Source organism: Falsiruegeria litorea R37 (assembly GCF_900172225.1).
Classification (GTDB): Bacteria; Pseudomonadota; Alphaproteobacteria; order Rhodobacterales; family Rhodobacteraceae; genus Falsiruegeria; species Falsiruegeria litorea.
Genome location: NZ_FWFO01000005.1, coordinates 17,638 through 42,667, shown reverse-complemented (window position 1 = coordinate 42,667; position 25,030 = coordinate 17,638). Strand labels below are relative to the sequence as shown.

Sequence of the window (25,030 nt, the reverse complement as noted above, 5' to 3'; positions counted from 1 at the left end):
GAAACACTCCTTACTTACCAAGGCAAAAGCTGGCAAAGATCTCGTCCAGCAAGTTTTCAACATCAATACGACCAACCAAGGATTCAAGAGCTCGGATCGCCGTTCGAATTTCCTCGGCTCCAATATCATACTGATCTTCGCCAAACTCGAGAACTCTCCTCACTTCGATCAGCGCGAGATGTGCACGTGTCATAGCTTCTTTGTGCCGTTCACGAGTGGCGATCCCAGCACTTGCACTGCGGTTCAGAAGACGCTCAGATACCTGAGAAACAAGTTGATCCACACCCTTGCCACTTTTTCCCGAGACGGAAGCAATAGAGGCCGAGTGCAGATCGCCTTTTGCCAGGACAACAATATCTTGTTCATCAGGTTCAAACTCAGGTGCATCATCCTGGTTTTCCAACAGAAAAACGCGAAGATCCGCAGCCATGGCTCGCTTGCGCGCCAGGGCAATGCCCATATTTTCAACTACATCGTCGGTTTCACGAATACCCGCAGTATCTAACAAGGTCACTGGCAACCCGGCTAAATCCATACGCACCTCGATAACATCACGTGTCGTGCCTGCATACTCTGACGTGATCGCGGCGTCGCGACCTGCCAGCGCATTCAACAACGTGGATTTTCCGACGTTTGGTTTACCGATGATGGCCACTTCGAACCCCGTGCGAATTCGTTCGGCGATTTGCACGCCTGAAATTTGCTGGGACAAATCGGATGCCACAGCATCAAGAAGGTCATTCACCTCGGGTGTCACATCAGTGGGCACCTCTTCGTCCGCAAAGTCGATAACAGCCTCAAGCAATGATGCCGCTCGAATCAAGTCGCGGCGCCAGCGTTCGGCAAGCTGCCCCAACTCTCCTTTAAGCACAGTTTGTGCCTGTCGACGCTGCGCTTCGGTTTCGGCATCGATCAGATCGGCCAAGCCTTCGACCTGAGCCAAATCCATCTTGCCGTTCTCCAGAGCTCTTCTGGTAAACTCGCCCGGTTCTGCCAACCGCACGTTGGGCAATTCAGACAAGGCCACTATGACAGAATTGACCACTGCCATACTGCCGTGCACATGCAGTTCAACGACGTCTTCACCGGTGAAACTGGCCGGGCCCTGGAACGTCAGAACCAATGCTTCGTCCAACCGATCACCTGTGGAATCTCGTAGGATTCTCAGGCTCATACCGCGAACTGGTAATGGTTTGGTCGACAGGGATTGTGCAGCTACATAGGCACCGTGACCCGAGATACGGATCACGGAAACGCCGGCTTTGCCGGGGGCGCTGGCCAAGGCAAAGATCGTATCCATTCCAGTGGCCTCGCTGTTCAGACCGGTGTCAGGTGTTCATCGAGTCGAAGAATTCGCCGTTTGTCTTGGTTTGTTTCAACTTCGACAACAAGAACTCGATCGCGTCCGTTGTACCCATCGGGTTCAGGATACGGCGCAGGACAAATGTCTTCTGAAGGTCCAGCTTGTCGACCAGAAGGTCCTCTTTTCGGGTACCGGACTTAAGGATGTCGATCGCCGGGAACACGCGTTTGTCCGCAATCTTACGATCTAGAACGATCTCTGAGTTACCTGTACCTTTGAATTCTTCAAAGATGACTTCGTCCATACGAGAGCCCGTATCGATCAGTGCGGTCGCGATGATGGTCAGCGAACCACCCTCTTCGATGTTCCGGGCGGCCCCAAAGAAGCGTTTCGGACGCTGCAATGCGTTGGCATCGACACCACCGGTAAGCACTTTACCCGATGAAGGCACAACAGTGTTGAAGGCCCTACCAAGTCTTGTTATCGAATCAAGTAGGATAACAACATCTCGTTTATGCTCGACCAGACGCTTGGCCTTTTCGATCACCATCTCGGACACGGCCACGTGGCGAGTTGCAGGTTCATCAAAGGTAGAGGAGACGACCTCGCCCTTCACCGAGCGCTGCATGTCGGTCACTTCTTCGGGACGTTCGTCGATCAGCAGGACGATCAAGTAGCACTCGGGGTGGTTTTTTTCGATCGAGTTGGCGATGTTCTGCAGGATCACGGTTTTACCGGTCCGCGGCGGCGCCACGATGAGCGAACGCTGACCCTTACCAATCGGCGCCACCAGGTCGATGACACGGGCTGAGCGATCCTTGATGGTGGGATCCTCGACTTCCATCTTCAGACGCTCATCCGGGTACAGAGGCGTCAGGTTGTCGAACGCGATCTTGTGCTTGGCCTTCTCAGGGTCTTCAAAGTTGATCTTGGTGACATTGGTCAGCGCAAAATAACGTTCGTTGTCCAGCGGCGCCTTGATCACCCCGTCGATGGTGTCCCCGGTGCGCAGGCTGTACTGGCGGATCATGTCAGGCGAGACATAGATGTCATCAGGGCCCGGCAGATAGTTCGCTTCCGGAGAACGCAGGAAGCCAAAACCGTCTTGCAGCACCTCGAGCACGCCATCGCCTGAAATCTCCCATCCCTCGTCCGCGCGTTCGCGCAGGATCTGGAACATCATTTCGCCTTTGCGCATGGTCGATGCGTTTTCGATCTCAAGCTCTTCGGCCATCGACAACAGGTCTTTGGGGCTCTTGGCCTTGAGATAGGCAAGCGACAGGGATTCAGCAGACATGATCAAACACCCTTTGACCGCGATTGCGCGGCATGGACAGATATAAGTACGGAAGACACGTAACCCGGACGGGTCAGTTGTCCCCTACATAGGGGTGCGTGACAGTGGAGTCAAACTGCCGTCAGAATTTCAAAATGACCGACAGCACGATGATGACCATCAAAACGGTCGGAACCTCATTCATGAGGCGGTATGTGCGCCCTGAGAGGGTATTGGTCCCCTCTTCCAAGCTGCGATGTTGCTTGAGCAGCCAATGATGGAACCAGGTCATCGCCAGAACCGATGCACCTTTGGTCCAGGGCCAGATCCACGACCAGTCGACGATACCCGGTGTAAAGACCATGATCAGACCGCAGACCCAGGTCACGATCATTGCCGGTCGCATGATGATCCGCAAAAGCTTCTCTTGCATCATCAGAAAGATTTCAGGTGCTCCCCGAACTTTCTTAGCTTGCTCGACATGATGCACGAACAGGCGGGGGAGATAGAACAGCCCCGCCATCCACGAGATGACTGCCATGATGTGCAGGGATTTGACCCATGGGTAAATCGTGAACAGGAAATCGGTCATGGATATCTCGCGGCTCGGGTTCCGGGATACCTAATAAAAAAGAAAGAAAGAAAAAAGGATGATGATTTTTGTAGGTAGCCCGATTTTCGTGGATAACTCATCTATCCTGTCAGTTTTCCCCATGTGGGAAAGATGGCAGGTGTCCATGCGTGGTTTCCCCACATTCAATAAAATCAGTTTAAAAACAATACCTTGATCCAAGTCAAACTTGGAGATCCTGGGGATAAGCTTGCGGGTAACTTGGGGTGATCGGGTTATCCACGGGATTCAAGTTATCCTTGTCCCGAAAGGATACAACTCGAACGACTCAGAGATGTTTTTCGCAATACTCCGGGGGTTGCGTGGCAAGCGGAAAGTCATACAAACCATCCGAAATCGCTCAAAGACTTGCCCAAGGGGTTATCCACATGACTGTCCCCATCGTCCTCGCCTCTGGCTCAACCATCCGGGCGCAGCTGCTGCGCAACGCAGGTGTCCCTTTTGAAGTTAATGTGCCCCGTGTTGATGAAGATACTGTTAAAAATGCACTGATCGCGGAAGAGGCCCCGCCCCGCGACATCGCTGATGCCCTGGCCGAGCTCAAGGCGCGCAAGATCAGTCTGAAAACACCAGGTGCGTTGGTTCTGGGCTGTGACCAGGTTTTGGACTTTCAGGGACAGCTTCTGTCCAAGCCGGCCTCGCCGGATCAAGCGTTTGATCAGCTCAAGGCGATGCGCGGTCAACGTCACATGCTGTTGTCAGCGGCTGTGATCTATGAAAACGGCGAACCGATCTGGCGTCACGTGGGTCAGGTGCGTTTACGGATGCGGGCGAGTTCGGACACCTATCTGCGCTCTTATGTTGATCGGAACTGGGACAGCATTCGCCATGCGGTTGGGGCCTACAAACTCGAAGAAGAGGGTGTACGTTTGTTCACAACCATTGACGGGGACTATTTTAACGTTTTGGGTATGCCCCTGTTAGAGCTGCTCAATTTCCTGACGTTGCGGGGGGTGATCGAACAATGACGAACACACGTATTCCTTTGGCTGGGGTGATCGGACACCCGATTGCGCATTCCAAATCCCCCAGATTGCACGGGCACTGGCTCAAGACTTATGGCATCGCCGGGCACTACATCCCGATGGACGTTGCGCCACAGGATCTGGAAACGGTTCTGCGTACGCTGCCCAAGGCCGGCTTTGTGGGCGTCAACGTGACCGTCCCTCACAAAGAGGCGGTGATGGCAATTGCTGATCAGATCACGGATCGGGCGACGCTGATCGGTGCGGCGAACACGCTGATCTTCCGCGAAGATGGCAAGATCCACGCTGACAATACCGATGGCTATGGGTTCATGGAAAACCTACATAGTGGTGCGCCTGATTGGGATCCGAAATCCGGCCCGGCTTTGGTGCTTGGGGCCGGCGGAGCTGCTCGAGCCGTGATATCAGCCCTGCTCGAGGCCGGCGTTCCGGAAATCTTCCTGTCGAACCGCACCCGCCTTCGCGCGGAAAAGCTGCGCGATGATTTCGGCAAGCGGGTGCAGGTGATCGATTGGGTCCAAGCCGGCAATGTGGTTGAAGATGCAGATCTGGTGGTGAACACGACCTCGCTTGGTATGGTTGGCAATTCCGAACTGCGCGTGCCGATGGATGGATTGAAGCCGTCTGCCGTTGTGACAGATCTGGTCTATGCACCTCTTAAGACCAAACTGTTGCTCACTGCCGAAGAAGCCGGATGCACCACAGTCGATGGTCTTGGTATGTTGCTCCATCAAGCCGTACCTGGCTTTGAGCGTTGGTTCGGGGAACGGCCCACGGTCGACAGCGCCACCCGCGCGGCGGCCCTGCGATGAGCTTTCTGCTGGGGCTCACCGGCTCTATCGGTATGGGAAAAAGCACAACGGCCAAGCTGTTTGCTGAAATGGGCTGCGCCGTTTGGGATGCGGATGCGGCTGTTCATCGACTTTATGCGCCCGGCGGTGCTGCGGTCGCCCCGATGCAAGCTGCCTTTCCGGATGCAATTGTTGATGGTGCCGTCAGTCGCGATGCGCTGCGTGGGGTCATTCAAGCCGACCCGAGCGCGTTGAAAGAGATCGAACAGATCGTGCATCCGCTGGTTGGCCAGGATCGCGAGCAGTTCAAGGCTGAAACAGATGCCGACATTCTGGTGTTCGATGTGCCGTTGATGTTTGAAACCGGCGGTAACGCGGCGATGGACGCGGTGGCCTGTGTTTCGGTTTCGGCTGATATTCAACAAGAGCGCGTTTTGGCCCGCGGCACGATGAGCTTGGAGCAATTCGAACAAATCCGCGCCAAGCAGATGCCGAATGACGAGAAATGTGAGCGATCCGATTTTGTGATCGTGACCGATACGCTGGACCACGCGCGTCAACAGGTGCAGGCTGTTGTGGAGCAGATCAGAGCAGGATTAAACGATGCGTGAAATCGTTCTTGATACGGAAACCACCGGGTTTGATCCCGAAAGCGGCGACCGGATTGTTGAAATCGGTGCCGTCGAGCTGTGGAACCACGTGGCCACGGGCGAGACCTATCATCAATACATCAACCCCGAACGCTCTATGCCACTTGAGGCGTTTGGCGTGCATGGGATTGGTCCCGACCTGCTGGAATCCCCTCAACAGCCTGGCCCGGGCGCGGTGACGCTGCGAGATAAGCCCGTTTTTGCCAAGGTGGGTCAGGCCTTTCGCGACTTTATTGGTGATTCCAAGCTGGTGATCCACAACGCCGCCTTTGACATCAAATTCCTGAATGCCGAACTGCGATGGATGGGTCTGCCGGAAATCCCATGGGAGCAAGCGCTCGACACGCTAGCCATCGCACGCAAGAAATTTCCTGGCTCGCCGGCGTCACTGGATGCGTTGTGCCGCCGATTTGGCATCGACAACACAAACCGGACGCTGCACGGCGCTTTGCTGGATAGTGAAATCCTGGCTGAGGTGTATCTGGAGCTGATCGGTGGCAAGCAGCCCGACTTTGGCCTGTCGCAGGTTCAAGGCGGTGCTGGTGGCGCTGTCGCTGATGACTGGCGCCCGACCGCGCGGCCCAATCCCCTGCCCTCACGCCTCACGGCCCAAGAGCAAGAAGCCCATCTGGCCTTTGTCGATAATTTGGGGGAAGATGCGATGTGGAAACGCGCCTGAGGGCCGGCCCCAAGCGCGTTTTCCGAAATCAGGCGTCAGCCTGTTGTTCTTGCTGCGCGGCCTGCAGGCGCGCCAGCTCGTTGCGATAGAGCGCAACAAAATCGATGTTGTCCAGATTCAGCGGCGGATAGCCACCATCGCGGGTCACATCGCTGACGATGCGGCGCAGGAATGGGAACAACATGCGCGGGCATTCGATCAGCAGGAACGGATGCAGCTGATCCTCGGCCACGCCTTCGACGTGGAAGATGCCGCAGTAATCGATCTCGAACACGAACAGGGTTTCACCCAGTTCTTTCGCCTTGGATTCGATGTTCAGCTTGATCGCAACTTCGTATTGGTGATCGGTCGAACGTTTCTTGGCGTCCAGGTTCACCTGAACGTTGACGTCCGGCTGTACGTCACCCGACGCGCCTTTTTGCGCCATTACGTTTTCGAACGACAGGTCGCGGATGAACTGTCCCAGAACGCGCATCTGAACTTGGGGGGGTTGCTGCTGTTGGTTGCCTTCGGCGGCGCCGTTTTCGGCCATGGATTTGCTCCGTGAAAATCAAATTCGACACTGCTTAGCAGCTTGCCCCTATCACCTCAATGGCGGTCCGGTCCTTCGACCCAACCTGACGGTGGGGCGTTGGGGTCACGCGGTTTGCCGACCTCTTCGTATTCGCCGTCGATGATGTCGCCGGGTCCACCGGGATGGCGTGTGCCCTGTCTGGGATCAAAGCCAGAGTGCATGTTCTGAAACCGGGGGTCGCCGCCCATCTGAAAGCTCGATACCGTCACCTTGGACCGAAGATAGCGGAACACCGCCACCCGGACGCCGGGTACCAGCAAGGCAAAGCCGACGGCGTCGGTAAAAAAACCGGGCGTCAGGAGCAATGCGCCGGAAAACAGGATCATCGCACCATGGGCCAAAGGCTCGGTCGGGTCATCCAGGGTGGAAAAGGCCTGCTGCAACTGTCCCATCGCCATGCGACCTTGTGTCCGCACCAACCAGGTGCCCAACACCGCTGTCAGCACAACAATTGCAAGGGTTGGCCAAAGCCCAATCAGGCCGCCAACTTGGATGAACAAGGCTATTTCGATGATCGGAACCAGCAAAAAGGCCAGAAACAGGTACATTTAGGTTATCCTTTCCTTAGGGCAGAACGGTGGACTTGCACCGCCCTGTCCCCTACATAGTGGCCTGAGGCCTTGCTTACAAAGCCTCTTGCCTGAAACGAGGAAGAAATGAACTCACCCTTGATCCAGCTTTTGGTATTGGCCGGCATCGCCATTTTTCTCATTCTGCGCTTGCGCAGTGTTCTGGGTACGCGTGAAGGTTTCGAAAAGCCCCCCGTGCCACAACAGCCCAATGGTCGCACGGCCCGCGACTTTGAAGTGATCGAGGGTGGCCCGGATCGGGACATCACCGATCACGTTGCCGAAGACAGCCCGCAGGCGCAGGAATTGACCGCGATGAAGCGGATCGAACCCGGATTTTCAGTCACCGATTTTGTCCAGGGTTCACGCGGCGCCTATGAGATGATCGTCATGGGATTCGAGCGCGGCGATCTGAACGACATCCAGCCGTTCCTGGCCGAAGATGTGTTCGAAACCTTCGTAAGCGTTGTTTCTGACCGCGAAGATCAAGGTCTGAAGATCGAGGCCGAGTTTATCGGGGTTCGCGAAACCACCCTGGTGGATGCCAAGTTTGACAAGGACAGCCAACTGGCCGAGATCACCATGCGCTTTGTCGGCGAGCTGACCTCGGTCGTGCGTGACCGTGGTGGAGACATCATCGAAGGCAACGCAAACACCGTCAAACGCCAAAAGGATACGTGGACCTTTGCCCGCACCATGGGCACCGACGATCCGAACTGGCTGCTTGTCGCCACGGACGCATGATTGCAGCGCTGCGGTCGGTGTTTCTGGCGTGTGCCGTTATGACCGCAGCAGGTTCTGCTTCGGGCAACGGGTCTGACATCACGTACACCGTTGCCTCTTTTGACGATCTGGATGGATGGGCCGCAGATGATCACGCTGCGGCCTTTGACACATTCCTCAACACGTGTGCCGACTTCGACGATCCAGATTGGTCGTCGCTGTGTGCCGTGGCACAGACCCATTCGCGGGAAACAGCGCGGTCGTTTTTCGAGCTTTTCTTTCGTCCAGTCCTGATCCAGGACGGCAAAGACGCGATGTTCACAGGGTATTTCGAGCCCGAGCTTGAAGGGTCTCGTGTCCCGACCAGCCGGTTCCGTTATCCGGTCTATAAAATGCCGCCCGAAGCAAAGGCATCGAACCCCTGGCTCAGCCGGCGTGAGATCCTGACAAGCGGCGTGATGGACAACCGTGGGTTGGAAATTGCCTGGGTCGATGACCCGGTCGAGCTGTTCTTTTTGCAGATCCAGGGGTCCGGGCGTATCCGCCTGACCAACGGATCGACGGTTCGGGTGGGATATGGCGGCGCCAACGGGCATTCCTATCGGTCCATCGGGGTCGAACTGGTGCGCCGTGGCGTCTACAGCGCCCACCAAGTGAGCGCGCAGGTGATCAAGAACTGGGTACGCCGTAACCCAACCGCCGGCGTCGAGCTGTTGTTGCACAACCCCAGTTATGTGTTTTTTCGCGAGGTACGGCGTGTATCCTCGGCTGATGGTCCTCTCGGTGCGATGAACCGTTCGGTGACGGCAATGCGCTCGATTGCGGTTGATCCTGCCTTTACGCCGCTTGGTGCTCCGGTCTGGGTGGAAAAGGATGGCGCGGGGAAGATGCGCCGCCTGATGATCGCTCAGGATACCGGATCAGCCATCAAAGGCGCGCAGCGGGCCGATATCTTTTTTGGCACCGGAGACGCGGCCGGTCAGGCCGCCGGCCGTCTACGTGATCCGGGACGGATGCTGGTGTTGTTGCCCATTCAGCAGGCCTATGCCTTGTTGCCGGATGGGTTCTGATGGCCCGACGCAGATTGTCAGAAGAAGAAGTCGACCTTTGGAACAAGGTTGTTGAAAAGGCGGATCGCCTGAACCCGGCGCGGGTCGAGGAAGGCCATGCAACTTCGCTTCCCAAACCGAAACCGACCAAGGACCCGATAGAACCCCTGACCAAGTTTTCGGTGGGTCAAAAAGCCGGCGCGAAACCTGCACGCAACAGCCTGAAACCATCTATCACGCAACACCTGTCCAAGATGCCCGTACAGATGGACAACAAGGCGTATGGCCGAATGAAACGTGGTAAGCTGAAGCCCGAAGGCCGGATCGACTTGCACGGCATGCGCGTGGACACCGCCCACCCTGCGCTGACGCGTTTCATCCTGTCGTCGCAGGCATCCGGCAAGCGTTTGGTTCTGGTGATCACGGGCAAGGGTAAAGACCGCGATGAACCTGGCCCCATTCCAACCCCGCGCGGTGTGCTGCGCAATCAGGTTCCGCAGTGGCTGTCTTTGCCGCCGCTGTCCAAGGCGGTGATGCAGGTGACGCCGGCGCATCTGTCTCATGGTGGCTATGGGGCGTATTACGTCTATCTGCGCAGGTTGCGTTAAAGTGTTTGGGCTGCGCGCCTGACGCCCCATGTGGTCAGCGCACTGACCATGATGAAATAGACCACAACCCCGATAAGCTGAGTCTCGAACCCGATACCAACGTCGATCAGTGCGCCCGTGATGGCCGGACCGATGGCTGACCCCAAAACCATGACCGCCGTGGCCAGCGCCTTGATCGCGCCAATGTGCGCGGTGCCATAGAAATCGGCCCAAAAGGCCGGGATCAGGGTGGCGATTGCACCGCTGGTGAGGCCGAGGAACACAAACCCGATCAAAGCCAAAGGCAGCGAATTGCCCAAAGCGAATGACAAGAATCCGACAACGAAGGGCAGCATGTAGAATGGCATCAATCGTGCGGTGCCGAACCTGTCCAATGCCCAGCCGGTGGTGAGCATCGCAACGATACCGGCAGCCGTATAGACCGGGAACAACGACACCAGCTGGATATGCGACCAGCCTTTGATCTCGGCCAAGTGCACCTGATGAAAAAACAGAGCTGTCACAAAGGCGGACGGCCCCAGGATCGCAGGCATCAGCGTCCAGAACAACGGGTGCCGCAGCGCCTCTGCCCGCGTCCAATGGCGCCCCTCCATCCCGGTGCTTGCATTGCTCTTTGCCAGGCTTTGCGGTGTCCGCTCGTGCCGCAGCAACAGGATCAAGACCGGAATGCCCATGGCGCAAATGCCGGCGCTGAGGATCCACAAGGTTTGCCAATGCACGCTAAGCATTGCGGTGACAAAGGCCAGCGGCAGCAGCGCCTCTCCCACTGCGAAACCCAATGTAGCAATGGACAGCGCCCGTCCCCGTGTCGCGGTGAACCAGCGCGCCATGGCCACCATGGCCATATGGCTGCTCATCCCCTGCCCAAAGAACCGCAATAGAAAAACGCTGATCGGCAAGGCCCAGACCCAAGTGTTCAGTCCCATCACGAGACAGGCAACAACCAGCCCAGCCAGAATGAGGGGACCCAACAGGCGTACACGAAAGAAATCAGTTGCAGCGCCGGCCCAGACCATCACGACAGCTGATACCATCGTACCAAGGGAATAAAGGCCACCCCATTCCCCATGGCTCAGGTCAAACGTCTCGCGGATTTCGCCGGCAAAGACCGAGATGAAAAAGGTCTGACCAAAGCTCGACAAAAACGTCAGCACACCACCAGCGGTCAACCACCGGGCATTCTGTGTCAGAAACTCCAGCGCAGATTGGAGTTTCACCGGTCGTAGTCTCCGGTGAATCCACCCTTGTTCAAGACAATCTCGCGTGCGTGGTCAGGTGTGGAATCTGCGCCCTGCGGCAGGAAGAAATCCAAATTGCTTGGATCAGCTTCAAAAGAATCGTCCATTGCGCGAATGGATTGCAGCATCGCGATCAGTGTCGGCGATGTCCCGGCCACAAGGTGCGAGGATTGCGCATCACCGGCAAAGGCCGTGGTGTCGACGATGTTAATCGGCAGGTCCGCTACCGCCTCGATGGATGAGATGTTACCCAACCGCTGCGCATCCGAGTTGCCGCGCAGACGGCCTGAAATGTTCAGCGCTTTATCCTTTTCCGAAACCACCACAACGAAGGGTTGCGGCACCTTTCTCAGGCTGCCCATCTGTGACTTGAACAGATCCACGTCGATGTCCGGGGACAGCAGGACAACGCCGCTCAGGTTTCGGTCGGCCCAGCCAGGTTCACGAATGTCGGCTTGACGCAGCATCTCCATCGTCAGGACGGACCCGATGGAATGCGCCACGATAAAGATGTTGTTCACCCCTGTGGCCTTGATCTTGCGGATTACGCGTTCCAGCCCGTCACGCCCAAAAAGCACGCTGTCATAGTCGTAGGCATAACCAAAGGGTTTGCCGCGGCTTGGCCAGGAGTAAATCACCATGGCGCCGGGCAACTGAATGTCGTGTGACAACTGCGCGGCGCGGAACGCGGTTTCGGTCTGGGTCGAGTTATAGCCATGCACAAAGATGGTGACATCGCGCGACGGCACGCCCTCTTTCCGGATCTCTTGGTTCAGACGTTGGGAAAAGGCGTCAAGACTGACGAACTCTTCGCGCCCGGCCAGCGTGAATTCTTTGTGTGGGTTCGGATTGGCATAGGCAAAGTCAAGCGACCCCGGCGTGTGGGACGGTGGGATCGACACGGTCAATTCCAACAGGCTCAGGTTTTCGGACCGGCGATGGGCAAAACTGCCATCTGCTTCTTTCACGCGCGAGGTTGCGGCAAACACGGTTTTGGGCGTGCCCACGTCCAACGCGCTGGGCACAACCGGGGAATAGCTGCGATCGGTGCAGGTTGCGAGAAGCAGCCCAAAAAACAGAAACCAGATAATCCGCACGCTGGATGCTCCTTTAGCGAACGTAACCACGCTAGCGGATTTTCTGTCGGCGTCTAGAGAACGTAGCGGCTGACATCCGTCGATTGCGCCAGAGCGCCCACGTTTTCCTGTACAAAACCTGCGTCCACGGTCACGGCGTCCCCTGACCGGTCAGGCGCGGTGAACGACAGTTCCTCGAACACGCGTTCCATGATGGTGTAAAGACGACGCGCGCCGATGTTTTCAACCGACTGGTTCACGTCCGCAGCAATCTTGGCCAACGCGGCAATGCCATCGTCGGTAAAGGTGACAGCGACTTCTTCGGTGCCCATCAAGGCGGTGTACTGGCGGGTCAGCGCGTTGTCAGTTTCGGTCAGGATGCGCACGAAATCCTCTTCGGTCAGCGGGCGCAGTTCAACGCGGATTGGCAGTCGGCCCTGAAGCTCGGGCAGCAGATCCGACGGTTTGGCGATGTGGAACGCGCCGGACGCGATGAACAGGATGTGGTCGGTTTTAACGGGGCCATGTTTGGTCGACACGGTGGTGCCTTCGATCAGGGGCAGCAGATCGCGCTGCACGCCTTCGCGGCTGACGTCGCCGCCGCGCGCGTCTGTGCGGGCGCAGACCTTGTCGATCTCGTCCAGGAACACGATCCCGTTCTGCTCAACGGCTTCCAACGCAATGCGGGTAACGGTTTCATCATCCAGCAGCTTGTCGGCCTCTTCCCCGATCAGCACCTCATAGCTTTCGGAAACGGTCAACTTTTTGCGGGTCGTGCGACCACCAAAGGCTTTGCCGAACATATCGCCCAGGTTCATCATGCCCATGTTGCCGCCGGGCTGACCCGGAATTTCGAACATCGACATCGGGTTTGTTGTGTCGGACAGTTCCAGTTCAATCTCGGTGTCGTCCAATTCGCCCGATTTGAGCTTCTTGCGGAACATGTCGCGCGTGGCTTCGCGGGCATCGGTGCCGGCAATCGCCTCGATCACACGATCCTCAGCCGCTTTGTGGGCGCGGGCCTTGACGTCTTCACGCATGTACTCACGCGTCTGTGCGATGGCAGCATCCACCAGATCGCGCACGATCTGTTCCACGTCGCGACCGACATAGCCCACCTCGGTGAACTTTGTCGCTTCGACCTTGATGAAGGGCGCGCGGGCCAGTTTCGCCAGGCGGCGGCTGATCTCGGTCTTGCCGACACCGGTGGGGCCGATCATCAGGATATTCTTGGGATACACCTCGTCCCGCAGGTCATCAGACAGCTGCTTGCGCCGCCAGCGGTTGCGCAACGCCACGGCGACGGCCCGTTTGGCATCCTTCTGGCCGATGATGAAACGGTCCAGTTCAGAAACAATCTCGCGCGGGGTCAGGTCGGTCATGGTCACTCTATCCGTTGGGTTATCGGGGAACCTAAGCATGGGCGCGGAAAACACAAGATGATCACGCGCTCCTCACGCTGAAACACGCGCGAAACACGCCTGATCAGGGGCGCGTGAGACCCCCTTACAAACGCGCGCCGATTGCTCAAATGTCAGCGCAAGGCAATCAAGCCTAAGAATTCCAAGGGAGGTCCCCACTCATGATGAACCGTCGTTCTTTGTTCCTGGCCGCAGCCGCATCTGGCATGGCATTGACCGTTGCAAGCACCGGAGCCGCACTGGCCGGTGGCGCCAAGGGCACGTTTACCGGTCTCAGCAATCACGTCACGTCGGGCGGTGTCAAAGTGGTCAAGGATGGCGATCGCTACATTGTCGAGCTGGGCAAAGACTTCTCGTTGGATGGCGGCCCTGATCCGCGCGTCGCTTTTGGTAAGGACGGCAAGTACGACCCCGACACCAAACTGGGCGCGCTGCTGCACCTGACCGGCAAACAGCAATACGCTGTGCCGCCCACTCTGGACGCGTCCAAATACAACGAGGTCTACATCTGGTGCGAAGTTGCAGGCGTGCCACTGGGTGTTGCTAAGATCAACTAAATCGCACCATCGGGCGCCGCCACTCACGACGAAGCCCACAGGGGGTTGAGCTTTTGCTCAGCCCCCGATTTTTTCGACGGTCAGCTTACCGTTGGTATAAACACAGATGTCCGCCGCAATCGCCATGGCATCTCGCGCTACTGCTTCGGCATCCTTGTCGGTGTCCATCATGCCGCGCGCTGCTGCCAGTGCGAAATTGCCGCCAGATCCGATGGCGGCGACGTTGTGTTCGGGTTCCAGCACGTCCCCTGCCCCGGTGATCACGAACATGTCCGTGCCGTCGGTTACGATCAGCATCGCTTCAAGCTTTTGCAGGTATTTGTCGGTGCGCCAATCTTTGGCCAGCTCAACGCTCGCGCGCGCCAACTGACCCGGAGTTGCTTCCAGCTTGGTTTCCAGGCGCTCCAGCAGGGTGAAAGCGTCCGCCGTTGATCCGGCAAAGCCACAGACCACATCGCACCCGCCCGGCGACAGGCGGCGCACCTTACGCGCCGTGCCCTTGATGACGGTCTGTCCCAGGCTCACCTGCCCGTCGCCCGCGATCACGACCTCACCGCCCTTTTTCACGCCGATGATGGTTGTGCCGTGCCAACCGGGGAATTGATCGTCTGCCATGGGTGCCTCCAGCTTGTGAGTTGCGATCTATATGGGCCGCGCGGGGAGCAGAGGCAACGGGGCATCGCATTGGTCGCATTTCCTTTTTTGCTCAAAAATGCGGTTTTCACCCCGATTTTGTGCTGTTTCGCTATGCATTGGGCGCAAATCGGGGCTGTTGACTCAACAATTGTGGGACTCACTTGGCGGTACTACATGAGGCTCACAACCGACGCAGGGTCGGCTGGTTTCAAATAAAGGAAGCGCATCATGGCAAACGTAGCCACCAACACCGTGCCTTTCGGAGCAGTCGCAACTCTCCGTGTGGTCAACGCATTCGTGTCCGTCAAAGAGTCCATCACCGAATGGAACGAGGCCCGCAAAACACGCAAAGCTCTGTCCAACCTGTCGGACGAAATGCTGAGCGACATCGGCCTGAGCCGCGCCGAGATCGCAAACATCTGATCTTGAGCCGTCTTTGACGAAAAAGAGCCGCCCCATCCCTCGGGGGCGGCTTTTTTGTTTCTATTTGGGGCTCTGCACCCATTTACCTGCCATGTCGGGCACCCAGGCCTCGACCGCAGCTGTGGCCACGACGTGTCGCGTTCCCGCTTCGGCATCCGAAACATCCAATCCACCTTTGACCGCGCGCACCTCGGCCCGACCGCGCGGCAGATCGGCCGCCACCAGATCGCAATCCACCGCATCCGGGTCCTGCACACCAATCGTCACCTGCACCCGCATTTCGGTGTGATCGACGCCCAGCTTGGAAAACAACGTGATCGACGAGTGATGCAGCGCGTCCTGAACGGCGCGGCGCGCGGCCTTGGTATAGTCCTGACCATAAAGGTCGTTGCCCATGCCCATTTCCAGGATGATACGTTTCTCGGTCATTGGGCTGGCTCCATGTCAAAGGACACGACAATCGCCGCATTGGCCATGATTGTGCGCCCGTCCGTGTGCGGCTTTTCGATGTCCAGTCCACCCTCGACCACCGTGATGCTGGGCTGGCCGTAGGGAAAGATGCTGAGCAGCGCGTCGACATCCACCTGATCAGGCTTCTGCACCCCAATCTCGGCGTCAATGATCATCGCCTCTTTGGGAAAATCGAACAGCTCGGCCATGTTGACCGAGTTGTGCCACAGTGCGTCTTTCAACGCCCTGAGCGCCGCTTCGGTGTAATCCTCGCGCCTGAGCGAGCTGCCCATGCCAAATTCCACCAGAACCCGTGTCTTGGCCATGTTGCCTCCTGTCAAATACCTGATGCCACTTTGCCTGTTTTCGGATCAGGCGAAAGGTCCAAATGACACACGCCCGTGGCACCAGACCCCCCATGTTTCTTCTTGGCAAAAGTACGGCGGGGGAGGAGCGCAGCGACGGGGGCAGCGCCCCCATCCGACAACCACCAAAGAAAAAGGCGCCCCGTGACGGAGCGCCTTGATCCAAGAATTCTGTGCAACCGCTTAGATCGAGTCGTTGATCCAGCTTTCCAGCGCCGCTTTGGGGGCAGCGCCGGCGCGATTCGACACAACCTGACCGTCTTTGAAGATGAACAGCGCAGGGATGCCACGCACGCCCATTGCAGCGGCCGAGTTCGGGTTGTTGTCGACGTCGACCTTGGCGATTTTCACCTTGCCGTCGTATTGCGCGGCCAGCTCTTCCAGAGCGGGGCCGATCTGTTTGCACGGACCGCACCATTCGGCCCAGAAATCCACCACTACGGGGATGTCCGAGTTTTTGACTTCGGCGTCGAAGGTTGCGTCGGTGACGGCTACGGTGGACATATTCTGTCTCCTGAATGGAATGCGCTTGGGATCAGAACGTAAGTGCGCCCATAGGGGGCGTCAAGATATCTGGGTGTTTCGTAATGCATCTGTCACAAGATCGTGTGGCAGCGGCATCAACGTAGCGGTCCGTGTCCACAAGATCGCAGTGCGGATTTCACGCCCCGGATAGATCTGCGCCAGCGCCTGAGCATAGGCCCCCATCTGCCGCAGCAGCCCGCTGGGGCAGCCCTCGGCAATCTCGGGCACCGTGGCATTTGTTTTGAAATCAATGGCCTGAACATGGCCGTCCGTCACGATCAGCCGGTCGATGATACCATGCATCCGGGCCTCTCCCAGTGTGGCCGAGATCGGAACCTCGGCCAAGGTATCCCTGGCAAAGACATGGGTCAGGTCATCGGCGATAAAAACGCGCTGCGCCTCGTTGAACACATCGTCAAACTCCGCGCTGGTCAAATCGGGCAGCAGTTGCGCGCCAACTTGTCGCCAGGCTGTGGGTGCGATTCCCGGCAGATGCTCCAAAAGCGTATGGATTCGTGTGCCTCGTAGCTTGGCGGTTTCCTCATCCAGACCCATGTCACCAGCCAAGGCCTTGGCTCCACCCAGATCCGACGGGCTGATCGTCGCCGGTGACGGAACCGGGGCAGGGGCGCGGCTTCTGAAATGGTCGGGCAGGGTGACAGTGGTTTTCTCAGGCGCTTGCTCTTCGCGCAGGGCCAGGCCGGACCAATCGCCATGCTGCAACCGCTGAATTGTGGTATTGGGGATTGCCTCGGCACCCTTTTCGCGCATCGCGCTTTCGACCATCTGGTACCAACTGTCGCCGGATTTATCCAAATCTCCCGCAGCTGCAACGATCAGCCACTTTTCGGCGCGCGTCAGCGCAACATAAAGCAAGCGCAGCCGCTCGTTCATCTGCCGCGCTTGCGCCTCGGTTCGTGCCTGCGCAATAGCACCCGGCGAGACATCGCGTGACACCTTCCACAACGGCATGTCGCCCGCCATCATGATCTCGTCATCCGTGGGGGCACGCCGCGCACCCGTGTCGGGCAGGATCACAATGGGCGATTCCAGCCCTTTGGAGCCGTGCACCGTCATCACCCGGATCATGTTACCCACGCCACCCATCTGGCGTTTGATCTCAAGGTCGTCGGTCTGCATCCACACCAGGAAGCCTGTGAGGCTGGGAATATCCGTCCGCTCATAAGCCAGGGCCTGGCTGAGCAGCGCGTTGATCCCATCTTCGGCCTCGGCGCCTAGTCGCCCCAGCAGCTTTTGCCGACCGCCGTGCCGCGTCAGGATGCGTTCGATCAGGTCATAGGGCCGTAGAAAATCGGTCATGCCGCGCAGGTCATTGAGAACGGCAAGCGTCTCGGGAAACTCTTCGGCACGGTTGCGCAGCGCGGGCCACAGGTACTTGTCCGTCCTGCGGTGAGCCAAATCAAATAGCTGTTGCTCGCTCCATCCCAATAGGGGTGATTTCAAAACTGTGGCCAGTGACAGATCATCCTCGGGCGTGGCGAGAAAGCTGAGCAGGGCGGCCAGATCCTTGACCGCCAGTTCCGCACCCACTTTGAGCCGGTCGGCGCCTGCGATGGGCAGGCCAGCGGCCTTACAGGCGCGGATGATCTCGGCAAAAAGGTCAGACCGCCGCTGCACCAGGATCATGAAATCCCCTGGTTTAACCCGCCTGCGCACAAATTTCCCTGGTCCAGAGCCGTCTTCGGGAATCGTCTCACCCTCATCAATCATCCGCTTGATGGCGCGGGCAACCTGTTCGGCCAGGATCACTGTGTGATGCTGCGCGCTGGGCCGGTCGACGGGATCGGTCCAGGGGCGGTCGTCGTCATCGTCGACCTTTTCGACCACCGGCCAGATGTCGACGCGGCCGGGCAGGGCGGCTTTGAACGCCTTGTGCTTGGCCTCGTCATGAAAACCGGCCTCGACTTTGCCATCGAAAACCTGATCGACCAGCCCCAGTACCGCGGCAGAGGATCGGAAGGAGTATTCCAGCGTCAAACTCACCAAGTGAGAGTCGGCCTCTTCAAGTCTGTGCCCAAATTCCTGCTGCATCCGGTCAAACGCTTCGGGGTCTGCGCCCTGAAAGGAATAGATCGACTGTTTCTTGTCGCCGACCACAAAGATCGTGCGTTCAACATCCGATCGCGCGCCCTCACCACTGGTGAATTCCTGCGCCAGCTTTTCAATCACGTCCCATTGCGCGGGGCTGGTATCCTGCGCCTCGTCCACCAGGATATGGTCGATGCCGCCGTCCAGACGATAAAGTACCCAAGCCGCCACTGAGGGATCGTTCAGCAGCTGACGCGCTTTCAGGATCAGATCGTCAAAATCGAGCCACCCGCGCAGCTGCTTGCGGCGTTCGTACTCCGGTAAAAAGACGCTGGCAAACCGATGTAACGCCAGCGATTTACGCGCCGCCACAAGTGCCAATCGCTGCTCGCGGGCGTCTTCGACCCGGCGCATCAGCGCCTCAAGCTGTGGCATTTGCGCCGCCATTGCACCTTCGCGCAGGGCTTTGGTGGGGAAGCCGTTTAACTTGGCTGTGAATGGCTCTTTGGCCCCAGCACCAGTGAGCAGCACGCTTTCCAGTATGGGCAAGGTGGCCAGAGTTCGATCGGTGAATCCGGCCAGTTTGGCCGCCGCCTTGGCATTGTTGCCGCCGCTGTCGGTCAACAAGGGACGGATGGCCGAGATCAACTCCAGCTCACCGCCCAGATAGACGCGATCCAAAAGGGCCTGTTCGTCAAAGTCGGCAGGCAATTCGAAACAGCCCATCAGCGCAGCCCAATCAACCGCGCCTGTAAACGCATCGCGTTTTTGTGTGATCGCCTGTGTCAGCCCGTCAAAGCCCGTATCCGTCACATAACGTGCAATGTCGTCTACCAGATGCGCTTGATCTCCCTCGGCCAGCGCCTCGACGATCTCTTCGCGTAACAGGGCGGCGGACCGATCCTCCATTTCCGAGAACTGCGGGCTCACCCCGGCCTCGAGCGGGAAACGCCGCAGGAGCGAGGCACAGAACGAGTGGATCGTCTGGATTTTCAATCCACCGGGAGTTTCAATCGCGCGGGCAAAGAGCGTGCGCGCATGAGACAGCCGGTCAGTATTCACGACGCCATCGACACCAAGGTCGTTCAGTTGGGAATAGAGCTTTTCGTCCGGCAACATCGCCCATTCGCCCAGGCGTTTGAACAGCCGGTTCTGCATCTCGGACGCGGCGGCCTTGGTGTAGGTCAGGCACAGGATGTGCTGCGGCTGCACGTCGCTCAGCAGCAGCCGCGCCACACGGTCGGTCAGAACGCGCGTCTTGCCCGAGCCCGCGTTGGCCGACAGCCAGGTCGAGGCGTTGGGCTGTGCTGCCGTCACCTGTTTCTGGGTGGCTTCGTTGCGCTGGCTCATGTCAGATCCTCGGGCGTGGCCTCGGTCGTGCGGTCCCATTCGCCAAAGCGGGACAGGTGGTCGTAATCGCCAATGTCCGTATCGCGGTGTAGCATGCGGCGCGCGGTGTAACCCTGTTCCTGGTCAAAGTATGCCTCAATCAGCTCGCGCAGTTCGGCCCAGACCTTGGCGGGTGGTTCCTTGTCCAGCGGCGCGGGCACCTCTTTGAACGAGCCGCCCACACCGATGAAGACGGCGGCGGCAACCTGCATCGGGTCCTTCCCCTCAAGCCCGCCTTCTTCGGCCATCGCCGCTTCGATCAGCAGCTGTTTGTCGAACTTCGATTGCTGCGCAGCCGTCGGCGGGGCGCCGGTTTTGTAATCATAAATGTACAGGTCGCCGCGCGCGTTCTGATCAATCCGGTCGGCGCGGCCCACCAGTTCGAAATCCAGCGGATCAAGGCGCTGTTTCAGCTTGGCCTCAAACGCGATGGGGTTGGCGATGGCGCGGCGCTGCTCTTCGCTGACCAGAAACGCATCGGCCATCCGTTCTATCCGTGCGAGCCAAAGCTTGCGGGCGGTGGGCCAGGCGACCAGCTCGTCCAGCAGGGTGCGGGCTTGGGCCAGAAACGCCTCGCGCGTCAGGGTTTCGGGGTGTTCCAGTGTACCTGCGACGAATTTTTCCAGCACCTCGTGTACCACGATCCCGCGCAGCAGCGCATCGGGGGCTTGCACCAGCGGGTCCAGCCGTTTCAGGCGCAGCACGTGTTTGGCATAGATCGCGTAAGGGTCGCGGATCAGGCGCTTGATCTCGGTCACCGACATGCGGCGCGGGCGGGCGGTCACCGGCGGGCGCGGCGAGGGGCGGTTGGCGGCGGGAATGGCCGGGGCCTCTTCCAGCACATCGGCGCGATCCAGCCACAGCTGGCCGCGCGCTTTCATTTCCTTCAGAACCTCGGGGCCACCTTGATCCGGTAGACCGCTGAGCAGGTTTGTCAGACGGTTCACCCACCGTGAGGCAACTGTTTCTGCATCATCCGAGCGTGTGGCGCGAGTCAGCCAGACCTCTTCGGCGCAGACCGCTTGCTGGAAATCATGCGCAGACAGGCCAATGCGCCGCTCTGGCAGCAGCAGCCCTGCTGCATCCCGCATCTGACGGTTGAGCCAGGGGTCTGGCTTGGCCGCTTCGGGCCAGCTGCCTTCGTTCAGGCCGCCCAGGATCAACAGATCGGCACCATGCACCCGCGCCTCGAGCGTGCCCCAGATCATGATGTGATCATGCGGCGCGTCGCGGTCGCGGACCTCTTCATCTGCCAGGATGGCACCGATCAAATCGGCGAAATCGCGGGCAGTCATGTCGCCGCCATGCTCGGCCTCGGCTTCGAGCTTGCTGAACACCTCAAGCGCTTTTTGGCCGTTGTTCTTGTCCCACAGAATGTCGTCGCAGTCCCGTGCGCTGCCGATAGAGATAGCCTCGGCCAGGTTGCGCAGGCGCTCGACCCATTGTGTCAGGGACAGCTCGCCGCTGACTTGTTGGTCGACAAAGCAATCGCCCAGCCAGTCCAGCCAGGCAGGTGGGATCTCAACCTGACCGGCCAAACGGCGCGACGCAAAGGCTTCGAACCCTTCGACGTCCGGAAACGGGGGGCCGTGGCGCCGCAAGTCGAGTTCCAGATCGCGCGTCTGGCGCAGGTGATCGCCCCGCGCACCGCCCATGTGGCACAGCGGGTGTTTGAGTAGGGTCAATAACGCCTCGCCATCCAGTCGACGCACGAACAGGCCGGCGACATGGCGCAGGAAACGTCCGGGGGGGGACAGCTGCAATGGCAGACCGGCACTGTCGTCGGGAATGATCGACCACCGGTCCAGCGCCGCGCTGACCTGACGCGTCAACATCCGGTCCGGGGTGATCAGCGCCGCGGTCTGCCCATCTTCGGCCGCTTGGCGCAGGCGCAGGGCAATGGCCAAAGCCTCAGACCGGGGCGAGGGGGCCTCGACCAATGTGAACCCCTTGGTTGCGTCAGGCAGGTCAGTCAGATGTGCACCTTCGGTCATCCAGGCGTCGGTGACGGGCGCAGGGCGCAGGGCCAGCGAAACCAGCCGGTTGCGGGCCGGGGACGGGGGCTCCCACCCTGTCCAAGGTTCGACAGCGTCCGGCGAAAGGTCCAGCCCGCGCATCAGCTTGCGGAACCGGTATTGTGGATGATCCTCGGACAACAGCGCATCGTCCAGGCCGGACCAGACCGAGGTGGGTTGGGCAAAGTCGTATCCCGGCAGGATCAACGCGCCTTGGGGCAGGCGGGCGATCGCCTCCATCAACATCAGCGTCGTGCCGCGCGATCCGGTGGAGCCTGCAAGAATGATGGGGTGCCGGGGCGGTGCAACTTGCCAGTGTCCGATCAGGTTTTCGACGACCTTACGTTGGCGCGCCTGCACGTCCAGTTCGTCCGAGCCGATGAATTGATCGGCGATGGCGATGAACTGCTGGGTGCGCGCCCAATGGCCTGAGAGGTCGCTGACATCGAGGTCTCGGATGGTCTGCGGTGACACACCTTCACCCTGCATTTCATCAATCAGATCGGCCAGGCTGTCTGACAGATCATAGAGCGAAGACCGCGCGGCCAGATCGGGTTGTTGATCCAACAGGCGCGAAATCAGCTGTGTCAGCTCCAGCCGTCTGCGCAGGGGCGGGACGGCAGGTGGCAAGCGTGATAGATCCTGCGTCTCACCCAGGTCGGTGATCATCGAGATCTGTGGCAGCAGACACGGAGGACCCGCATCAAACAGATCGCGGATGCGACGTGCCATTCGGCGGGTGTTGACCACCAATTGCACCCGCGCCAGGGCTTCGGGCGGATGTGCTTTTGCCCGAGCATGCAAGCCTTCGACCAAGGCGGCCGGAAAATCGACACCCGGGGCTTCGGCAAAGACGTGGGGTTTTGCGCTGGGCTCAAACATCGTTGATCAGGCTTTCGGCCAAGGCGATCCCGTTGGGGTGACCCACGTCGCACCACCGGCCCGGGAAACTTAGCCCGCACAGGCGGCCCTGCTCATGCATCCGATCCCACAGCAAGTTGAGCGAAAAGACGCGCTGCTCGATGCTGTCCAGCAGATCGGTTTTCAGGATCTGAATCCCGCCATAGGTCAGCGACCCACCGCGAGACAGCCTGCCGTCCGCGTCAAGCGCGAAGTCTCCACCCCCGGAATGGCCCAGGGTTTGTGAGGTCGGCACGCACATCAGCAACGCATCCATCCTGTCCGGGTTCCAGGCCTGCAACAGCAGGCTTACCGGGTTTGGCCCGGACCAGATGGCATCGGTGTTCATGGTGATGACCGGATCATTCCCTAACATGGGCAACGCGGCCTTCAACCCACCCCCGGTTTCCAGGATGTCTGGCAGCTCCCACGATAGTTTCACGCCTTGGGGGGATAGGTGGTCCGCCAGCAGTTCGGGCAGGTAATGCAGGTTTGCCACCAGTGTCTCGACACCTGCATCGCGCGCCAGGTCGATGGTGTGGTCGATCAGTGGGCGCCCTGCCACCGGGATCATCGGCTTGGGGCGATCCTTTGTCAGATGCTTCATCCGCGTGCCGAAACCCGCGGCAAAGAGCATGGCAGCGTGGGGTGATCGGGTCATCTGTCCTTCAACTTTTGCAGGTTGGCCGGGGTCGGCTTGGGCAGCGTTTTCAGGATCAGGTCCGACACCGATGCCAGGGCTGGGTGATTGAGGCCGCGCACCAGATGGTCCCATGTGGCGGGCATCAGATCAACATACGACGGCTTGCCGCGCTCAACGGCGAGGCGGGCAAAGACGCCCAGGATGCGCAAGTTGCGCTGTACGCTCAGCACGGCATAGGCTTGGCGAAACGCGTGTTCGTCCACGCCGGTCGCTTGCAGGTAGCGGTTGATCATTGTCATCTCGATCCCCGCAGGAACGGTGCGGCGGATATCTTGCAGCATCGACATCAGATCATAGGCCGGATGACCCAGCATGGCGTCTTGAAAATCGAGTAGCCCAACACGCGCCAGCCCCAAGCGATCAGGTAGCCAAATCAGATTTTCGGCGTGATAGTCGCGCAAGACGACAACCTTTGGTCCGCCGGTTGTGTCCAGAAGGACGTCCTGGAACAGTTTGCTGAACCGGTCTTGAACGTCGGTCTGATCGGCGCCGGTTATCCCGGTCGCATAGTGCGAGAACGCCATTGTTGCGCGCTGGGTCATCATGCGCGGGCCGTAGCTGTCCAGATCCAGCACGGGCGATTTGTGCAGGTGGATCAGCACATCGGTCGCGGCCTCGTACAGGGGCCGCTCCAATTCGGGTTGATCGGCCATCACACGGGCAAACAGGCCGTCTCCCAGATCCTCGAGCAACAGAAATCCAAAATCCTCGTCTTCGGCCAAGATCTCGGGCGCGCTAAGGCCTAGGTCGCGCAAGTAGTTGGCGACGCGAACAAAGGGTCGGACGTCTTCGCCCTTTTCTGGGTCGGCGTCCATCAGGACGGCAGTGTCTTTCGATGCGGGGTCGGTCAACCGGTGATAAATCCGGTTCGATGCGTCTCCGGCAAGCGGTGCAGGGGTGACGCCCGCCCATTTGGTTCTTGCGATGATGGCTTCGCTGACGACAGCTCGATTGGTCATTTCAGAGGGTCCAGGCGTGTGTCCCATTTGGGATCGTTCCAGTTGAGGGTGAGAGCCCGTCGCGTGTCGTGTTCGGGATCGGCCGTGAAATGTAGCGAAAGGGCATCTTGTGGCGCTAGATCATCCAGTTTTTCGGGCCATTCAATAAGGCAGATGGATGTCTCAAACGCTTCGATCAGGCCCAATTCCTCGACTTCGTCGATCGATGTCAGGCGATACAGGTCCGAATGCCAGATTTCCCCGACGGATGTTTCATAGACCTGCACCAGCGTGAACGTAGGTGAGGGGACATCTTCGGGGTGGTCGAGCAGGGATTGGATCAGGTTGCGGGCAAAGAATGTCTTGCCGCTGCCAATCTCTCCAAACAGCAGAATGCAATCACCCGGACGCAGGTGCAAAGCAAGAAACTCGGCCAATTCGGCCGTCTTTTCCGGCGTGATCAGGTCGATGGAAAGAGGCAGACGGGTCATGGCGCCACAATGGCC

At 58.9% G+C, this 25,030-nt stretch carries 26 protein-coding genes; 9 read left to right on the top strand and 17 right to left on the bottom strand.

Translation table 11 applies throughout. The features are described 5' to 3' along the window. Positions 1–10: 10 nt before the first annotated feature. From mnmE to TRL7639_RS20020, 3 genes are all read right to left on the bottom strand, one after another. Positions 11–1,300, bottom strand: a complete 1,290-nt coding sequence (mnmE, locus tag TRL7639_RS20030) for a tRNA uridine-5-carboxymethylaminomethyl(34) synthesis GTPase MnmE (RefSeq protein ID WP_085797673.1) — start codon at positions 1,298–1,300, stop codon at positions 11–13. Positions 1,301–1,328: 28 nt separating this feature from the next. Continuing rightward, positions 1,329–2,600: a transcription termination factor Rho gene (rho, locus tag TRL7639_RS20025; protein ID WP_085797672.1), complete on the bottom strand. Its 1,272-nt coding sequence runs from the start codon at positions 2,598–2,600 to the stop codon at positions 1,329–1,331. A 121-nt stretch (positions 2,601–2,721) separates the two neighbouring features. Next, positions 2,722–3,171, bottom strand: coding sequence for a CopD family protein (locus tag TRL7639_RS20020; protein ID WP_370809095.1), 450 nt, complete (start codon positions 3,169–3,171; stop codon positions 2,722–2,724). A gap of 407 nt (positions 3,172–3,578) precedes the next feature. Between TRL7639_RS20020 and TRL7639_RS20015 the strand changes: the two genes are divergently transcribed. Genes TRL7639_RS20015 through dnaQ form a run of 4 tightly spaced genes read left to right on the top strand, consistent with a single transcriptional unit; the run spans position 3,579 to position 6,316 of the window. Next, positions 3,579–4,178: a Maf family protein gene (locus TRL7639_RS20015; protein ID WP_085797670.1), complete on the top strand. Its 600-nt coding sequence runs from the start codon at positions 3,579–3,581 to the stop codon at positions 4,176–4,178. Continuing rightward, positions 4,175–5,008, top strand: a complete 834-nt coding sequence (locus TRL7639_RS20010; protein WP_085797669.1) for a shikimate dehydrogenase — start codon at positions 4,175–4,177, stop codon at positions 5,006–5,008. Before TRL7639_RS20015 ends, TRL7639_RS20010 begins: the two co-directional genes overlap by 4 nt. Further along, the gene (coaE, locus tag TRL7639_RS20005; protein WP_085797668.1) at positions 5,005–5,598 is read left to right on the top strand and encodes a dephospho-CoA kinase; all 594 of its coding nucleotides are present in this window, start codon (positions 5,005–5,007) and stop codon (positions 5,596–5,598) included. The genes TRL7639_RS20010 and coaE overlap by 4 nt, the downstream gene beginning before the upstream one ends. Beyond that, on the top strand, positions 5,591–6,316 hold the full coding sequence (dnaQ, locus tag TRL7639_RS20000) for a DNA polymerase III subunit epsilon (RefSeq protein ID WP_085797667.1): 726 nt from the start codon (positions 5,591–5,593) through the stop codon (positions 6,314–6,316). The genes coaE and dnaQ overlap by 8 nt, the downstream gene beginning before the upstream one ends. Positions 6,317–6,344: 28 nt before the next feature. Here dnaQ and secB read toward each other — a convergent pair whose 3' ends face one another. Then, positions 6,345–6,848, bottom strand: a complete 504-nt coding sequence (gene secB, locus TRL7639_RS19995) for a protein-export chaperone SecB (protein WP_085797666.1) — start codon at positions 6,846–6,848, stop codon at positions 6,345–6,347. Positions 6,849–6,904: 56 nt separating this feature from the next. Continuing rightward, positions 6,905–7,438, bottom strand: coding sequence for an FxsA family protein (locus TRL7639_RS19990; protein WP_085797665.1), 534 nt, complete (start codon positions 7,436–7,438; stop codon positions 6,905–6,907). A 108-nt stretch (positions 7,439–7,546) separates the two neighbouring features. On the opposite strand from TRL7639_RS19990, the gene TRL7639_RS19985 reads away from it, so the two are divergent. Genes TRL7639_RS19985 through TRL7639_RS19975 form a run of 3 tightly spaced genes read left to right on the top strand, consistent with a single transcriptional unit; the run spans position 7,547 to position 9,839 of the window. Further along, a complete protein-coding gene (locus TRL7639_RS19985; protein ID WP_085797664.1) occupies positions 7,547–8,203 on the top strand; it encodes a Tim44/TimA family putative adaptor protein in 657 nt (218 codons plus the stop codon). Further along, positions 8,200–9,252 (top strand): murein transglycosylase A, encoded by a 1,053-nt coding sequence (gene mltA / locus TRL7639_RS19980; protein ID WP_085797663.1) that lies wholly within the window; start codon positions 8,200–8,202, stop codon positions 9,250–9,252. The genes TRL7639_RS19985 and mltA overlap by 4 nt, the downstream gene beginning before the upstream one ends. Continuing rightward, on the top strand, positions 9,252–9,839 hold the full coding sequence (locus TRL7639_RS19975) for a Smr/MutS family protein (RefSeq protein WP_085797662.1): 588 nt from the start codon (positions 9,252–9,254) through the stop codon (positions 9,837–9,839). The genes mltA and TRL7639_RS19975 overlap by 1 nt, the downstream gene beginning before the upstream one ends. Here TRL7639_RS19975 and TRL7639_RS19970 read toward each other — a convergent pair. The 3 genes from TRL7639_RS19970 to hslU are packed head-to-tail and all read right to left on the bottom strand — an operon-like array spanning position 9,836 to position 13,535. Continuing rightward, positions 9,836–11,056, bottom strand: coding sequence for an MFS transporter (locus TRL7639_RS19970; protein ID WP_085797661.1), 1,221 nt, complete (start codon positions 11,054–11,056; stop codon positions 9,836–9,838). The genes TRL7639_RS19975 and TRL7639_RS19970 overlap by 4 nt on opposite strands. Beyond that, a complete protein-coding gene (locus tag TRL7639_RS19965) occupies positions 11,053–12,174 on the bottom strand; it encodes an alpha/beta hydrolase (RefSeq protein ID WP_085797660.1) in 1,122 nt (373 codons plus the stop codon). Before TRL7639_RS19965 ends, TRL7639_RS19970 begins: the two co-directional genes overlap by 4 nt. Positions 12,175–12,227: 53 nt before the next feature. After that, a complete protein-coding gene (hslU, locus tag TRL7639_RS19960; protein ID WP_085797659.1) occupies positions 12,228–13,535 on the bottom strand; it encodes an ATP-dependent protease ATPase subunit HslU in 1,308 nt (435 codons plus the stop codon). 203 nt (positions 13,536–13,738) lie between these two features. Between hslU and TRL7639_RS19955 the strand changes: the two genes are divergently transcribed. Further along, positions 13,739–14,131 carry a DM13 domain-containing protein gene (locus TRL7639_RS19955; RefSeq protein WP_235820469.1) on the top strand — a complete coding sequence of 131 codons (393 nt, stop codon included), beginning with the start codon at positions 13,739–13,741 and terminating at the stop codon, positions 14,129–14,131. Between the two features lie 57 nt (positions 14,132–14,188). Here TRL7639_RS19955 and hslV read toward each other — a convergent pair whose 3' ends face one another. Then, the gene (gene hslV, locus TRL7639_RS19950) at positions 14,189–14,746 is read right to left on the bottom strand and encodes an ATP-dependent protease subunit HslV (protein WP_085797657.1); all 558 of its coding nucleotides are present in this window, start codon (positions 14,744–14,746) and stop codon (positions 14,189–14,191) included. Between the two features lie 249 nt (positions 14,747–14,995). On the opposite strand from hslV, the gene TRL7639_RS19945 reads away from it, so the two are divergent. Then, positions 14,996–15,190, top strand: coding sequence for a DUF1127 domain-containing protein (locus TRL7639_RS19945; protein ID WP_085797656.1), 195 nt, complete (start codon positions 14,996–14,998; stop codon positions 15,188–15,190). Between the two features lie 60 nt (positions 15,191–15,250). Here the strand turns inward: TRL7639_RS19945 and TRL7639_RS19940 are convergent, their stop codons facing one another. The 8 genes from TRL7639_RS19940 to tsaE all read right to left on the bottom strand — a co-directional run bounded on the left by TRL7639_RS19940 (position 15,251) and on the right by tsaE (position 25,015). Beyond that, the gene (locus TRL7639_RS19940) at positions 15,251–15,619 is read right to left on the bottom strand and encodes a Lin0512 family protein (RefSeq protein ID WP_085797655.1); all 369 of its coding nucleotides are present in this window, start codon (positions 15,617–15,619) and stop codon (positions 15,251–15,253) included. Further along, positions 15,616–15,966 carry a Lin0512 family protein gene (locus tag TRL7639_RS19935; protein ID WP_085797654.1) on the bottom strand — a complete coding sequence of 117 codons (351 nt, stop codon included), beginning with the start codon at positions 15,964–15,966 and terminating at the stop codon, positions 15,616–15,618. The genes TRL7639_RS19940 and TRL7639_RS19935 overlap by 4 nt, the downstream gene beginning before the upstream one ends. Before the next feature lie 222 nt (positions 15,967–16,188). After that, positions 16,189–16,509: a thioredoxin gene (gene trxA, locus TRL7639_RS19930; RefSeq protein WP_085797653.1), complete on the bottom strand. Its 321-nt coding sequence runs from the start codon at positions 16,507–16,509 to the stop codon at positions 16,189–16,191. 60 nt (positions 16,510–16,569) lie between these two features. After that, positions 16,570–19,929, bottom strand: coding sequence for a double-strand break repair helicase AddA (gene addA / locus TRL7639_RS19925; protein ID WP_085797652.1), 3,360 nt, complete (start codon positions 19,927–19,929; stop codon positions 16,570–16,572). Further along, the gene (gene addB / locus TRL7639_RS19920) at positions 19,926–22,865 is read right to left on the bottom strand and encodes a double-strand break repair protein AddB (RefSeq protein WP_085797651.1); all 2,940 of its coding nucleotides are present in this window, start codon (positions 22,863–22,865) and stop codon (positions 19,926–19,928) included. Before addB ends, addA begins: the two co-directional genes overlap by 4 nt. Beyond that, on the bottom strand, positions 22,858–23,544 hold the full coding sequence (locus TRL7639_RS19915; RefSeq protein ID WP_085797650.1) for a nucleotidyltransferase family protein: 687 nt from the start codon (positions 23,542–23,544) through the stop codon (positions 22,858–22,860). Before TRL7639_RS19915 ends, addB begins: the two co-directional genes overlap by 8 nt. Continuing rightward, positions 23,541–24,545 (bottom strand): aminoglycoside phosphotransferase family protein, encoded by a 1,005-nt coding sequence (locus TRL7639_RS19910; RefSeq protein ID WP_085797649.1) that lies wholly within the window; start codon positions 24,543–24,545, stop codon positions 23,541–23,543. The genes TRL7639_RS19915 and TRL7639_RS19910 overlap by 4 nt, the downstream gene beginning before the upstream one ends. Further along, the gene (gene tsaE, locus TRL7639_RS19905; RefSeq protein ID WP_085797648.1) at positions 24,542–25,015 is read right to left on the bottom strand and encodes a tRNA (adenosine(37)-N6)-threonylcarbamoyltransferase complex ATPase subunit type 1 TsaE; all 474 of its coding nucleotides are present in this window, start codon (positions 25,013–25,015) and stop codon (positions 24,542–24,544) included. The genes TRL7639_RS19910 and tsaE overlap by 4 nt, the downstream gene beginning before the upstream one ends. Between the last annotated feature and the right edge of the window lie 15 nt (positions 25,016–25,030).